At 73.0% G+C, this 12,660-nt stretch carries 13 protein-coding genes; 7 read left to right on the top strand and 6 right to left on the bottom strand.

Annotated features, from left to right (window positions below; translation table 11 throughout):
• Position 1: 1 nt before the first annotated feature.
• Complete coding sequence (locus tag FHS34_RS21180) at positions 2-589, bottom strand: TetR/AcrR family transcriptional regulator (protein ID WP_184967727.1); 588 nt, start codon at positions 587-589, stop codon at positions 2-4.
• A complete protein-coding gene (locus tag FHS34_RS21185) occupies positions 586-2,100 on the bottom strand; it encodes a 3-hydroxyacyl-CoA dehydrogenase (protein ID WP_184967729.1) in 1,515 nt (504 codons plus the stop codon). Before FHS34_RS21185 ends, FHS34_RS21180 begins: the two co-directional genes overlap by 4 nt.
• 147 nt (positions 2,101-2,247) lie before the next feature.
• Between FHS34_RS21185 and paaN the strand changes: the two genes are divergently transcribed.
• Positions 2,248-3,939 carry a phenylacetic acid degradation protein PaaN gene (gene paaN, locus FHS34_RS21190; protein ID WP_184967731.1) on the top strand — a complete coding sequence of 564 codons (1,692 nt, stop codon included), beginning with the start codon at positions 2,248-2,250 and terminating at the stop codon, positions 3,937-3,939.
• A 146-nt stretch (positions 3,940-4,085) separates the two neighbouring features.
• On the opposite strand, the gene FHS34_RS21195 is transcribed toward paaN, so the two are convergent.
• From FHS34_RS21195 to FHS34_RS21205, 3 genes are read right to left on the bottom strand one after another with little or no spacing between them, the layout of a single operon-like run.
• A complete protein-coding gene (locus tag FHS34_RS21195) occupies positions 4,086-4,847 on the bottom strand; it encodes a TrmH family RNA methyltransferase (RefSeq protein WP_184967733.1) in 762 nt (253 codons plus the stop codon).
• Positions 4,844-6,055, bottom strand: a complete 1,212-nt coding sequence (locus FHS34_RS21200; RefSeq protein ID WP_184967735.1) for an HTTM domain-containing protein — start codon at positions 6,053-6,055, stop codon at positions 4,844-4,846. The genes FHS34_RS21195 and FHS34_RS21200 overlap by 4 nt, the downstream gene beginning before the upstream one ends.
• The gene (locus tag FHS34_RS21205; protein ID WP_184968109.1) at positions 6,052-6,804 is read right to left on the bottom strand and encodes a DUF5819 family protein; all 753 of its coding nucleotides are present in this window, start codon (positions 6,802-6,804) and stop codon (positions 6,052-6,054) included. Before FHS34_RS21205 ends, FHS34_RS21200 begins: the two co-directional genes overlap by 4 nt.
• 433 nt (positions 6,805-7,237) lie before the next feature.
• Here FHS34_RS21205 and paaA point away from each other — a divergent pair, with 433 nt between their 5' ends.
• The 6 genes from paaA to FHS34_RS21235 all read left to right on the top strand — a co-directional run bounded on the left by paaA (position 7,238) and on the right by FHS34_RS21235 (position 12,201).
• Positions 7,238-8,254, top strand: a complete 1,017-nt coding sequence (gene paaA, locus FHS34_RS21210; protein WP_184967737.1) for a 1,2-phenylacetyl-CoA epoxidase subunit PaaA — start codon at positions 7,238-7,240, stop codon at positions 8,252-8,254.
• Positions 8,251-8,538, top strand: coding sequence for a 1,2-phenylacetyl-CoA epoxidase subunit PaaB (gene paaB / locus FHS34_RS21215; RefSeq protein ID WP_184967739.1), 288 nt, complete (start codon positions 8,251-8,253; stop codon positions 8,536-8,538). Before paaA ends, paaB begins: the two co-directional genes overlap by 4 nt.
• Entirely contained in the window at positions 8,535-9,266 is a 732-nt protein-coding gene (gene paaC, locus FHS34_RS21220) for a 1,2-phenylacetyl-CoA epoxidase subunit PaaC (RefSeq protein ID WP_184967741.1), read from the top strand. The genes paaB and paaC overlap by 4 nt, the downstream gene beginning before the upstream one ends.
• The gene (gene paaD, locus FHS34_RS21225; RefSeq protein ID WP_184967743.1) at positions 9,260-9,793 is read left to right on the top strand and encodes a 1,2-phenylacetyl-CoA epoxidase subunit PaaD; all 534 of its coding nucleotides are present in this window, start codon (positions 9,260-9,262) and stop codon (positions 9,791-9,793) included. Before paaC ends, paaD begins: the two co-directional genes overlap by 7 nt.
• Complete coding sequence (locus tag FHS34_RS21230; protein ID WP_184967745.1) at positions 9,793-10,857, top strand: 2Fe-2S iron-sulfur cluster-binding protein; 1,065 nt, start codon at positions 9,793-9,795, stop codon at positions 10,855-10,857. The genes paaD and FHS34_RS21230 overlap by 1 nt, the downstream gene beginning before the upstream one ends.
• Positions 10,858-11,058: 201 nt before the next feature.
• Entirely contained in the window at positions 11,059-12,201 is a 1,143-nt protein-coding gene (locus tag FHS34_RS21235; protein WP_184967747.1) for an acyl-CoA dehydrogenase family protein, read from the top strand.
• Positions 12,202-12,317: 116 nt separating this feature from the next.
• Here the strand turns inward: FHS34_RS21235 and FHS34_RS21240 are convergent, their stop codons facing one another.
• Entirely contained in the window at positions 12,318-12,647 is a 330-nt protein-coding gene (locus FHS34_RS21240; RefSeq protein WP_184968111.1) for a rhodanese-like domain-containing protein, read from the bottom strand.
• Positions 12,648-12,660: the final 13 nt, after the last annotated feature.

Consider the following 12,660-nt stretch of genomic DNA (forward strand, 5'->3'; position numbering starts at 1 on the left):
GTCAGTCCTCGCGCAGCCCCGAGAAGACCAGCCGGACGACGGCGTCGGCCACCTCCCGGTCGTTCGCGCCGCGCGCGTCCGGCCGGTACCACTCCACGATGGAGTTGACCATTCCGAAGACCAGCCGGGTCGCCAGACGGACCTCCACGTCACCGCGCACGTCCCCGTCGGCCGCCGCCGCCTTGAGCAGCTCGGCGACCCGGTGGTCGAAGTCGCGGCGGCGTTCCAGCGCCCACCGTTCGGTCTCGGTGTTGCCGCGCACGCGCAGCAGCAGCGTCACATAGGGCAGTTCGGATATGAGCACCTCGACCATCCGGCGCACCACGTGCTCCAGCCGGTCGACGGCCCGCCCCGCGCACGCGTGCTCCTCGTCCAGGATGGCGAACAGGCCGTCCAGGGCGCGGCTGACGGCCCGGCGCAGCAGCTCCTCCTTACCGCTGACGTGGTGGTAGATCGACGACTTGGAGATGCCGGCGGCCTTGGACAGATGCTCCATGGAGGTGCCGTCGTAGCCGCGCTCGTTGAAGACCCGCACGGCGACGGAGAGCAGCGTCTCGGGCGTGTAGGTGTCGCGTCTGGCCGTGGTCATACGGTGCCCTCCCGCTTGTCGATGGCGTACGCGTGGCGGTAGAGCGCGAGGGAGGGCGCGTAGCGTCCGGAGGGGTCGCGCTCGTGCATCTCGTCCAGCACGTCGAAGGCGAACTCGCGGCCGAGCCCGCGGTCCCACCGGAAGGGGCCGAGCGGGTAGTTGACGCCCAGGCGCATCGCGGTGTCGATGTCCTCCTCGGTGGCCACGCCCTTGGCGACGGCGTCGTGCGCGAGGTCGATGATCCGGGCGACCGTACGGGCGACGATCATGCCGGGGACGTCCCCGATGACGCTGACGTCCTTGCCCAGCGCCTGGAACAGACCGGTGGCCTCGGCGAGCGTCTGCGGCGAGGTGTCCTGGGAGGCGGACAGGGCGATCCGGGTGGCCGCGCGGTAGTCCAGGGCGAGGTCGAAGTGGACCACGTCCCGGAACTCCGCCGAGGTCTGGCCGTCGGCGAGGACCAGATGGCCCCCGCTGGGCAGCACCAGGCGGCAGCCGTTGTCCTCGTCCTCCTCGCGGACCTGGATGCCCGCCTCGCGGATCAGGGTGACCAGCGCGGCGGCCGGGCCCAGGCCGCCCTCGGCGACGACATGGGCCGGCGGCTGCTCCTTGTCGGCCGTGTGCGGCTCGGGCCGCTCGGCGCCGTCGGCGTAGTCGTACCAGCCGCGTCCGCTCTTGCGGCCGAGCCGGCCGGACTCCACCAGCCGGCGCTGGGCCAGGGAGGGGGTGAAGCGCGCGTCCTGGAAGAAGGACTGCCACACGGAGTGGGTGACGGACTCGTTGACGTCCTGGCCGATCAGGTCGGTCAGTTCGAAGGCGCCCATCCGGAACCCGCCGCACTCGCGCAGGACCGCGTCGATGGTGGCGGGGTCGGCGGCCTGCGCCTCGTAGACGGCGAACGCCTCGGCGTAGTAGGGGCGGGCGATGCGGTTGACGATGAAGCCCGGGGTGTCCGCGCAGGCCACCGGGGTCTTGCCCCAGGCCCGGGCGGTCTCGTACGCGCGCGTGGCCGACGTGACGTCGGTGGCGAACCCGGAGACCACCTCGACCAGGGGCAGCAGGGGCGCCGGGTTGAAGAAGTGCAGGCCGACGAAGCGGCCCGGGTGGCGCAGGGCACCGCCGACGGCCGTCACCGACAGCGAGGAGGTGTTGGTGGCGAGCAGGCAGTCCTCGGCGACGACCTCCTCCAGCTCGCGGAAGAGCTCCTGTTTGACGTCCAGCCGCTCCAGGACGGCCTCCACCACCAGGGCGCAGTCGGCCAGCTCCGTGAGGCCGTCCACGGGCCGGAGGCGAGCACGGGCCGCGTCGCGGTCGTCACCGGCGAGCCGGCCTTTGTCCACGAGCCGGTCGAGGCGCGTGCCGATCGCTTCGGCCGCCTCCCGGGCCCGCCCGGGAGCGGCGTCGTAGAGCCGCACGGGGTGGCCGGCGACCAGCGCGACCTGGGCGATTCCCTGGCCCATGGTGCCGGTGCCGACGACGGCCACGGGGCTGCTGAGGTCGAGTGCTGTCATGTGCGCGATCCTCCCGCACGGTGTTTTCCACAGATGCGCCGGACCCCTTGTCCCGACCGATCGTTCGGTTACTCTATCTCTGACGGGCAGCCCCTGCCCAGGTCACGGACTCGACGAAGAGCTCTCCAGACGAGGAGTTGGTCCCGCATGGCCGCCGAACTGACCGCCCACGAGCTGATCGAGAAGCATCGGCCCACCCTGGACCAGGCACTGGAAGCGATCCGCACCCGCGCGTACTGGTCCCCGCACCCCGAGCACCCGAAGGCGTACGGCGAGAACGGCAGCCTGGACGCGGCGGCGGGCAAGGCCGCCTTCGACGCCCTGCCGGGCTCCCGGCTCGACCTCGGCCAGCCCGGCACGGACGACTGGGTGGGCGGCGAGGTCTCGCCGTACGGCATCGAGCTGGACGTGTCCTACCCGCACGCGGACGTCGACGTGCTGATCCCGGCCATGCGGGCCGGGCAGCGGGCCTGGCGGGACGCGGGACCCGAGGTCCGTGCGGTGGTGTGCCTGGAGATCCTCAAGCGGATCAGCGACCGGACGCACGAGTTCGCGCACGCGGTCATGCACACCAGCGGCCAGGCGTTCATGATGGCGTTCCAGGCCGGCGGCCCGCACGCCCAGGACCGCGGCCTGGAGGCGGTGGCCTACGCGTACGCGGAGCAGGTCCGCACGCCCGGGACGGCGGAGTGGACCAAGCCGCAGGGCAAGCGTGACCCGCTGGCCCTGACCAAGCGGTTCACGTCCGTCCCGCGCGGCATCGGCCTGGTCATCGGCTGCAACACCTTCCCGACCTGGAACGGCTACCCGGGCCTGTTCGCCTCCCTGGCCACCGGCAACGCGGTCCTGGTCAAGCCGCACCCGCGCGCGGTGCTGCCGCTCGCGCTGACCGTTCAGGTCGCCCGGGACGTGCTGGCCGCGGCCGGCTTCGACCCGAACCTGGTCGCACTGACCGCCGAGCGCCCCGGCGAGGGCGTCGCCAAGACCCTCGCCACCCGCCCCGAGATCCGGATCATCGACTACACGGGGTCGACGTCCTTCGGCGACTGGCTGGAGGCCAACGCCCGTCAGGCGCAGGTCTACACGGAGAAGGCCGGCGTCAACACGGTGCTCGTGCACTCCACGGACGACTACAAGGGCATGCTGTCCAACCTGGCCTTCTCGCTGTCCCTGTACAGCGGCCAGATGTGCACCACCCCGCAGAACCTGCTGGTTCCCCGCGACGGCATCACCACCGACCAGGGCCCCAAGACCTTCGACGAGTTCACCGCCGACCTCGCCCGCGCGGTCGACGGCCTGCTCGGCGACGACGCGCGCGCCAACGCCCTGCTGGGCGCGATCGTCAACCCGGACGTCAAGGCCCGCCTGGAGGCCGCGGCCGGTCTCGGCGAGGTCGCCCTGGCCTCCCGCGAGATCACCAACCCGGAGTTCCCGGACGCGGTGGTCCGCACCCCCGTCATCGTCAAGCTGGACGGCGCCAAGCCGGACGACGAGGCCGCCTACATGAGCGAGTGCTTCGGCCCGGTCTCCTTCGCGGTCGCCGTCGACTCGGTGACCGACGCGGTGGAGCTGCTGCGCCGCACGGTCCGGGAGAAGGGCGCGATGACGGTCGGCGCGTACACGACCGACACGGAGACCGAGCGGGCCGTCGAGGACGTCTGCCTGGAGGAGGCGGCCCAGCTCTCCCTGAACCTGACCGGCGGGGTCTACGTCAACCAGACGGCCGCCTTCTCCGACTTCCACGGCTCGGGCGGCAACCCGGCGGCGAACGCGGCCCTCACCGACGGCGCCTTCGTGGCCAACCGCTTCCGGACGGTGGAGGTGCGGCGGGAGGCGTAGCAGCTCCCGCCGTCACCGGCGAAGTGCCGCGGACCGGCTCCGGACGGACCGCGGCACGGGGCCGTCCCGGCCGTCCGGCCGCCACCCCGCCCCGGTACGGTCCGCGCTCCTCGCCCCTTGACCGCCGTTGCGCGGGCCGGAGCCGGCTAGAGCTCGTCCCCGGGGACGCCGGCGCCGGTCGCGCTCCAGTGGTACAGCGTCATCGCCACACTGGTGGCCAGGTTGTAGCTGGAGACCTGGGGGCGCATCGGGAGGCGCAGCAGGTGGTCCGCGCGGGCACGGAGCTCCGGCGACAGGCCGGTGCGCTCCGAGCCGAAGGCCAGCACGGCGTCGTCGGGCAGCCGGGTGCCGCGGATGTCCTCGCCCTCCGGGTCGAGGGCGAACAGAGGTCCGGCGGGCAGCTCGCCGACGCCGAGGCGTTCCACGGCGGTCGCGAAGTGCAGGCCGGCGCCGCCGCGCACCACCGTGGGGTGCCAGGGGTCGAGGGTGCCCGTGGTGACCACCCCGGTCGCCCCGAAGCCGGCGGCCAGCCGGATCACGGCACCGGCGTTGCCCAGGTTGCGGGGGTTGTCCAGGACCACGACGGGGGCGGTGCGGGGCGCCCGGTCGAGTGCGCGCAGGTTGGCCTCGCGGGACGGCCGTACCGCGAGGGCGGCCACGCCGGTCGGATGGGGGCGCGGCACGAGGGTGGCGTACGCCTGCCCGGACACCTCCGTCAGGAGGGCGTCCAGGGTGGCGCGTACGTCCCCGGCGAGCTCCTCGGCGAGGGCCAGTGCCTCCGCCCGGTCGGTGGTGACCGCGACCGGCACCTCGGCGCCGAAGCGCAGCGCGTGCTTCAGGGCGTGGAAGCCGTCGAGCAGGACGGCCCCCTCCGCGTGCGCGCGCCAGCGGCTCAGCGGGTCGGTCATGCCGTGAACCCTACGTGGTCGGCCGTGCTGTCCTCCGGGGAGCGTGGCGCCGGGACCGTACCGCCGGTGCTCCGCGTGAGCCGTCCACGCGCGCGTGCGGCCAGGTCGCCGAGCCGGCGCAGGAACGACGTCGGCAGGAAGACGGCGTCGGCGGCGATCATCGCGAGCGAGAAGAACGGCAGGCCGAGGACGACCGCGATCACCGCGTGCTCGGTCATCATCAGCACCAGCAGGACGTTCTTGACCCGCCGGTTGAACAGGGTGAACGGGAAGGCGACCTGCACCATGACCGTCCCGTAGGCCACGATCATCATGATCGTGCCGCTGGAGGACATCAGGTCGGCGAGTCCGGGCCAGGGGGAGAAGTAGTCCAGGTGGAGCGGGTAGTAGACGGCGGTGCCGTCCTGCCAGCGCGAACCCTGCACCTTGTACCAGCCGGCCGTGGCGTAGATCAGGCACGCCTCGGCCATGATCACGACCAGGGCGCCGTTGTGCAGGACGTTGGCGATGACGTCCAGCAGGGCGCGGGGCTCGTGCCAGGCCGCCCGGCGTCCGACGGCCCACCACAGGCCGAGCACCGCCCACGCCGTCCACAGCAGCGCCGGGATCAGCCAGCCGTTGTCGAACCGGCCGGTCAGCGTCGCCGTGCCGAGCGCCAGGCCGAGCACCGCCCACAGCACCGGCCCCACCCGGTCGGCGGGTACCCGCTCCCCTCGCGCGCGCGTCGCCGCGACGCGTGCCGCGCGGCGGGCGTCGAGGGACCACACCTGTCCGCAGCGCGTGAACACCAGGTAGATGGACATCAGGTGCAGGACGTTGTCACCGCCGTCGCCGACGAAGACGCTGCGGTTCTGCAGCGAGAGCACACCGACCATGAACAGCAGGGAGGCGGTCCGGGTGCGCCAGCCGAGCATCAGGGCCGTGGCGGCGAGGACGGCCAGCGTGTAGCAGAACTCGAACCAGAGCCGCCCGTCGGACCACAGCAGTGCCGTGAAGGCGTGGTTGTCGGCGGTCAGCTCCTTGGCGAGGTTCCAGCCCCACGGTCCGGAGGGGCCGTACAGCTCCTGGCGGTGGGGGAACTCGCGCAGCAGGAACAGCAGCCAGGTGCCGGCGAAGCCGATCCGTATCACGGCGCTCTGGTACGGCCCGAGGGCCGCCTCGGTGACCCGGGCGACACCGCGGGACAGGGTCAGGGAGAGACCGTTCACCGCACGCCTCCCGCGGCCTCGTCGGACGTCAGGGACCACCAGGGCAGCACGCGGTAGACGGGCTTGTCGGAGATCTGCTCGCGGCTCCACGACGGCGGCGGCACATTGGTGGTGCTGGAACGGACCTGCACGCGCTGGATCACGCCTTCCCGGCTCGTCGGATCGTCCCGGTACAGGCGCATCGCCACGAGGCGGCGCAGGTACTGCTCGGAGAGCGAGCCGCGCATGCCCACGGGACGGTTGTCGCCGCCGTGCGTGGCGGCGAAGAAGTCCCAGGCCCGGCGCAGCTCGTTCTGCTGGGTGTGGCTGGGCACCGGGTTGCCGTCGATGGCCCGGCCGTCCTGGGCGGACAGGTCGGTCCAGCCGGTGGTGCGCAGGCCGCCGTCCCGCATCCGCACCTCGGCACGGACCTGTACGGCGATGTTCTGCTGGAGCGGGTTCGGGGCGAACAGCTTCCAGTTCTGCTCGAACTCCGGGTACACCCAGTCCTGTACCGCCTGGCCGTGCTGCTTCGTCACCGTGTTCGCCGGGGCGAGGCTGAGGAACACCATCAGCAGATGCACACAGCCGGCGACGGCGACCACCGCGAGCGCCAGTGCCGCGGCGACCTGGTAGCGGGGCGAGAGCGCGGCGACGCCGGTGCGCGGCGGGGACGGCGGATGGTGCTCCGGGGGTTCTTCCGGGAGACGCGTCCCGGCCGACCCGTCGGGTGCCTGGGGGCCCCGCGAGTCCTCGTCGTACGCGTCCATTCCGTTCCGTCCCCCGTCTCGGCTCATGCGGTCGGCTCGTCGTCCAGCTGGGTCGTGCGGCCGGGCCGGCCGGCTCAGCGGTGGGCTGAACGGGCCGGCCTGTGACGCGGCGCCCGTCACAGGCGCCGCGGGCTTCACGAGCGCCACGTCTCGGCACTCGCACGGAACGGTACTCAGCCCCGGGCCCCGGGCGCAGCCCCGGGTACGGGCCGATGACGGTGGTCCTCGCCACGCGGTGCGGCTCCCGGCGCCGGCCCGCCCGCCCCTCCGGCCTGCTCCGGGGCGTTGTCCACAGGCGGATCCGCCGAGTTTTCCACAGCGGTTGACACCCCGTGGCGCCCCGGCACACCATGGATACGCACGGACCGAACGATCGGTCGGGACAGATCGAACAGTCAGTGCTCACCGCAGAGCCCGAGGTCAGGGGGACCGCATGGCCATAGCAGCCGCGCAGCGCACGGCCCGCACACCGGCGGACGGCGCGCCGGACACCGTCGACACGGCGGCCTACCAGCACGCCTTCGACACGGCCGTGGCCGCCGACGAGCGCATCGAACCGCGCGACTGGATGCCCGACGCCTACCGCGCGACCCTCGTCCGGCAGATCGCCCAGCACGCGCACTCCGAGATCATCGGCATGCAGCCGGAGGCCAACTGGATCACCCGGGCGCCGTCCCTGCGCCGCAAGGCGATCCTGATGGCCAAGGTCCAGGACGAGGCCGGCCACGGCCTGTACCTGTACAGCGCGGCCGAGACCCTCGGCACCAGCCGCGACGAGCTGCTCGACAAACTGCACGCCGGCCGCCAGAAGTACTCCTCGATCTTCAACTACCCGACGCTGACCTGGGCCGACGTCGGTGCCATCGGCTGGCTGGTGGACGGCGCCGCGATCACCAACCAGGTCCCCCTGTGCCGCTGCTCCTACGGCCCGTACGCCCGCGCGATGGTGCGGATCTGCAAGGAGGAGTCCTTCCACCAGCGCCAGGGCTACGAACTGCTGCTGGCCCTCAGCAAGGGCACACCGGAGCAGCACGCCATGGCCCAGGACGCCGTGAACCGCTGGTGGTGGCCGTCGCTGATGATGTTCGGCCCGCCGGACGACGAGTCCCAGCACTCCGCGCAGTCGATGGAGTGGAAGATCAAGCGCCACTCCAACGACGAACTGCGCCGGCGCTTCGTGGACATCTGCGTCCCGCAGGCCGAGTCCCTGGGTCTCACCCTCCCCGACCCGGAGCTGAGGTGGAACGAGGAGCAGGGGCACCACGACTTCGGTCCGATCGACTGGACGGAGTTCCAGGAAGTCCTCAAGGGCAACGGCCCCTGCAACGAACAGCGGATCACCCAGCGCAGGCGGGCCCACGACGAGGGCGCCTGGGTACGGGAAGCCGCCGCGGCCTACGCGGCGAAGCACACCGGCGACACCGGTGAGACAGGAGCGACGCGAGCATGAGCACCACCGACTGGCCCCTGTGGGAGGTCTTCGTGCGCTCCCGGCGCGGCCTCTCCCACACCCATGCCGGCAGCCTGCACGCACCCGACGCCGAACTGGCCCTGCGCAACGCCCGCGACCTGTACACCCGGCGCGGCGAGGGCGTCTCCATCTGGGTCGTACCGGCCGCCGCGATCACCGCCTCCTCGCCGGACGAGAAGGACCCCTTCTTCGAGCCGTCCGCCGACAAGCCCTACCGGCACCCGACCTTCTACGAGATCCCGGAAGGGGTGAAGCACCTGTGACCGCCACCGGCCCCGCCACCGTCCCGGTGACCGCCGCGCTCGCCCTCGGCGACGACGCCCTGGTGCTCTCGCACCGCCTCGGGGAATGGGCCGGGCACGCCCCCGTGCTGGAGGAGGAGGTCGCCCTCGCCAACATCGCCCTGGACCTGCTCGGCCAGGCCCGGGTGCTGCTGTCGCTGGCCGGCGACGAGGACGAGCTGGCCTACCTGCGCGAGGAGCGCGCCTTCCGCAACCTCCAGCTGGTCGAGCAGCCGAACGGCGACTTCGCCCACACCATCGCCCGCCAGCTGTACTTCTCCACGTACCAGCAGCTGCTCTACGCCGAACTGGCAGCGGGAACCGGACCGTTCGCACCCCTGGCCGCGAAGGCGGTGAAGGAGGTCGCCTACCACCGCGACCACGCCGAGCTGTGGACGCTGCGCCTCGGCGACGGCACGGAGACCAGCCATGAACGGATGCGGCTGGCCTGCGACGCGCTCTGGCGGTTCACCGGTGAGATGTTCCAGCCGGTGGAGGGCCTGGACGCGGGCCTCCCCGCCCTGGAAGCCCGTTGGCTGGAGTCCGTGACCGACGTGCTCGGCCGGGCCGGTCTGACCGTCCCGGAAGGCCCGCGCACCGGAGCCTGGTCGGCGGGAGCCGGCCGGCAGGGCCTGCACACCGAGCCGTTCGGCCGGATGCTCGCCGAGATGCAGCACCTGCACCGCAGCCACCCGGGAGCGTCATGGTGACCGCCACCGCCCTGGAGGCGGAGCTGCTGGAGCTGGCCGGATCGGTGCCCGACCCCGAACTGCCCGTGCTCACCCTGCGCGAGCTGGGTGTGCTCCGCGCGGTGCACCTGCACGGCACCGACGCGGTGGAGGTCGACCTGACCCCCACCTACACCGGCTGCCCGGCCATCGAGGCGATGAGCTCCGACATCGAGCGGGTGCTGCGCGCCCACGGCATGCGCGAGGTCACGGTCCGCACGGTGCTCACCCCGGCCTGGTCGACCGATGACATCACCTCCGAAGGACGCGACAAGCTCCGGGAGTTCGGTATCGCCCCGCCGCGGGTGCGGCACGACAGCGGCCCGGTGACGCTGACCCTGGGCCCGACCCGCACCCAGGACGAGGGGAGCGCGACCGAACCGGTCCGCTGCCCGCACTGCGGCTCGGCCGGCACCGAGCTGCTGAGCCGGTTCTCGTCCACCGCGTGCAAGGCGCTGCGCCGCTGCCTGGACTGCCGGGAACCGTTCGACCACTTCAAGGAGTTGTGATGGCGCGCTTCCACCCGCTCCCGGTGGCCGCGGTCGACCGGCTCACGGACGACTCCGTCGCCCTCACCTTCTCCGTCCCGCCAGAACTGCGCGAGGAGTACCGGCACGCGGCCGGCCAGCACCTCGCCCTGCGCCGCCGTGCCGACGGCGCGGAGATCCGGCGCACCTACTCGATCTGCTCGCCCGCCCCCGACCCGGCCGGCGAGGGACCGGCCGTCCTGCGGGTGGGGGTGCGCCTGGTCGACGGCGGCGCCTTCTCGACGTACGCGCTGAAGGAGATCGCCGTCGGCGACGAGCTGGAGGTGATGACCCCGGCCGGCCGCTTCACCCTGGACCCGGCGCCGGGCCTGTACGCGGCGGTGGTCGGCGGCAGCGGCATCACCCCGGTGCTGTCCATCGCCGCCACACTGCTGGCGCGCGAGCCGGCGGCCCGGTTCTGCCTGGTCCGCAGCGACCGCACGGCCGCGTCCACGATGTTCCTGGAGGAGGTCGCCGATCTGAAGGACCGCTATCCGCAGCGGCTTCAGCTGGTGACCGTGCTCTCCCGGGAGGAGCAGCAGGCGGGTCTGCCGTCGGGCCGGCTCGACCAGGAACGGCTCACCGGGCTGCTGCCCGCGCTGCTGCCGGTGGAGCAGGTGGCCGGCTGGTTCCTGTGCGGACCGTACGGGCTGGTGCAGGGCGCGGAGCGGGCGCTGCGCGAGCTTGGCGTGGCCCGGGGCCGGATCCACGAGGAGATCTTCCACGTGGACGCGGGGTCGGCCCCGGCGACGACGGTCGCGGCGCCCGCGCACAGCACCGTCACCGCGCGGCTCGACGGTCGCGGCGGCAGCTGGCCGGTGCGGGACGGGGAGTCGCTGCTGGAGACGGTGCTGCGCAACCGGCCGGACGCGCCCTACGCCTGCAAGGGCGGGGTGTGCGGGACGTGCCGGGCCTTCCTGGTCGAGGGCGAGGTGCGCATGGACCGCAACTTCGCGCTGGAGACGGAGGAGACGGACGCCGGGTACGTACTGGCCTGCCAGTCGCATCCGCTGACGGAAAGGGTGGAGCTGGACTTCGACCGCTGAGGGCCGTCGCACGGGGAGGGACGGACCAGGCGGCCTGCCGCCGCGGCCGTCTTCGGGGCACCCGAGCGCTCCGGGGCCGTTCCCTTCTTCTAGAACCTGTTCTATCTTGACGCACCGTCAGGTCGCTGGCCGTCAGACCGTCGTCCGCATCGTCCGCCGGACCGGCCGGTCAAGTGACCACACCCGTCGGAAGGACAGGCTGTGGACTTCACCTTCAGCGAGGAGCAGCTGGCCGCGGCCGAGGCGGCGCGAGGAGTGTTCGCCGCGGTGGTGCCCGACTCGGTGCCCAGCCCGGCGCTCACCACCGGCGCCGTGGCCGAGGGCTTCGACCGGGCGCTGTGGTCCCGGCTCGCCGACGCGGACCTGCTGAGTCTGCTGCTGGCCGAGGCGCACGGCGGCTCGGGCCTCGACGCCGTCGCGCTGTGCCTGGTGCTGCGCGAGGCCGGCCGGGTACTGGCGCGGGTGCCGCTGCTGGAGCACAGCGCCGCCCTGGCGGCCGTGCAGGTCCACGGCGGCCCGGAACACGCCGGCCGGCTGCTGGCCCGGGCGGGCCGCGGCGAGCTGGTGCTGACCGTCGCCGCGCACGGACGTACCGGTCACGACCCGGCCGAACCGGCGGTCACCGCGCGGCGGGACGGACCGGCGTGGCTGCTGGACGGGGTGCAGACGGCGGTGCCGTGGGCGTACGACGCGGACCTGGTCGTCGTACCGGCGCACACCGAGGGCACGGCCGCCGGCCGGACCGTGCTGGCGCTGGTGCCGCGCGAGGCGGACGGGCTGTCGGCGGCCGAGCAGATCTCCACCAGCGGTGAGCGGCTGGCCGAGCTGCGGCTGCGGTCCGTGCGGGTCGGTCCGGAGGACGTGATCGAGGCGGACGGCGCCTGGGAGTGGCTGCACTCCCTGCTGGTGACCGGGACGTGCGCGCTGGCGCTCGGACTGGGCGAGCGGGTGCTGCGGATGACCGGTGACTACACCGGCAAGCGGGAGCAGTTCGGGCATCCGATCGCGACGTTCCAGGCGGTGGCCGTGCAGGCAGCCGACCGGTACATCGACCTGCGCGCCATGGAGGCCACCCTGTGGCAGGCCGCGTGGCGGATCGCCTCCGGGGCACCCGGGGCGCTGCCCGCCGCCGGGGACGTCGCCGTGGCGAAGATCTGGGCGGCGGAGGGGGTACGGCGCGTGGTGCAGACGGCACAGCATCTGCACGGCGGGTTCGGCGCGGACACCGACTACCCGCTGCACCGGTACCACGCCTGGGCCAAGCACCTGGAACTGGCACTCGGCCCGGCGGCGGCGTACGAGGAGAGGCTCGGCGACCTGCTGGCCACCCATCCCCTCGGCTGACGAGAGCGGCCTCCCGGGGGCTGCGGCACAGTGCCCGACGGCTCCGGATGCGGGGGCCGCACGGTCAGGAGGCCTGGACGGCCCGGAAGCCCCCGGACGGCCCGGGAGGCTTCGGCTCAGAGGACGAAGCCCGGCTTGCCGTCGTCGGTGACGACCGCGCGGCCCGTCTGCTCCCAGTACTGCATGCCGCCGTCGACGTTCACCGCGTCGACGCCCTGCTGGGCCAGGTACATGGTGACCTGGGCCGAGCGGCCGCCCGAGCGGCAGATGACGTGGACGCGGCCGTCCTGCGGGGCGGCCTCGGTCAGCTCACCGTAACGGGCCACGAACTCGCTGATGGGAATGTGCAGCGCTCCCTCGGCGTGGCCCGCCCGCCACTCGTCGTCCTCGCGGACGTCCAGCAGGAAGTCACCGTCCTTGAGGTCCGTGACCTGGACCGTGGGCACACCAGCTCCGAAA

The organism is Streptomyces echinatus (assembly GCF_014203595.1).
Classification (GTDB): domain Bacteria; phylum Actinomycetota; class Actinomycetes; order Streptomycetales; family Streptomycetaceae; genus Streptomyces; species Streptomyces echinatus.

Coding starts and splice junctions, on each gene's coding strand:
- paaN (WP_184967731.1), top strand. CDS start 2,248: ATGGCCGCCGAACTGACCGCCCACGAGCTGATCGAGAAGCATCGGCCC.
- FHS34_RS21230 (WP_184967745.1), top strand. CDS start 9,793: ATGGCGCGCTTCCACCCGCTCCCGGTGGCCGCGGTCGACCGGCTCACG.
- FHS34_RS21195 (WP_184967733.1), bottom strand. CDS start 4,847: ATGACCGACCCGCTGAGCCGCTGGCGCGCGCACGCGGAGGGGGCCGTC.
- paaD (WP_184967743.1), top strand. CDS start 9,260: ATGGTGACCGCCACCGCCCTGGAGGCGGAGCTGCTGGAGCTGGCCGGA.
- paaB (WP_184967739.1), top strand. CDS start 8,251: ATGAGCACCACCGACTGGCCCCTGTGGGAGGTCTTCGTGCGCTCCCGG.
- FHS34_RS21185 (WP_184967729.1), bottom strand. CDS start 2,100: ATGACAGCACTCGACCTCAGCAGCCCCGTGGCCGTCGTCGGCACCGGC.
- FHS34_RS21180 (WP_184967727.1), bottom strand. CDS start 589: ATGACCACGGCCAGACGCGACACCTACACGCCCGAGACGCTGCTCTCC.
- FHS34_RS21205 (WP_184968109.1), bottom strand. CDS start 6,804: ATGGACGCGTACGACGAGGACTCGCGGGGCCCCCAGGCACCCGACGGG.
- paaA (WP_184967737.1), top strand. CDS start 7,238: ATGGCCATAGCAGCCGCGCAGCGCACGGCCCGCACACCGGCGGACGGC.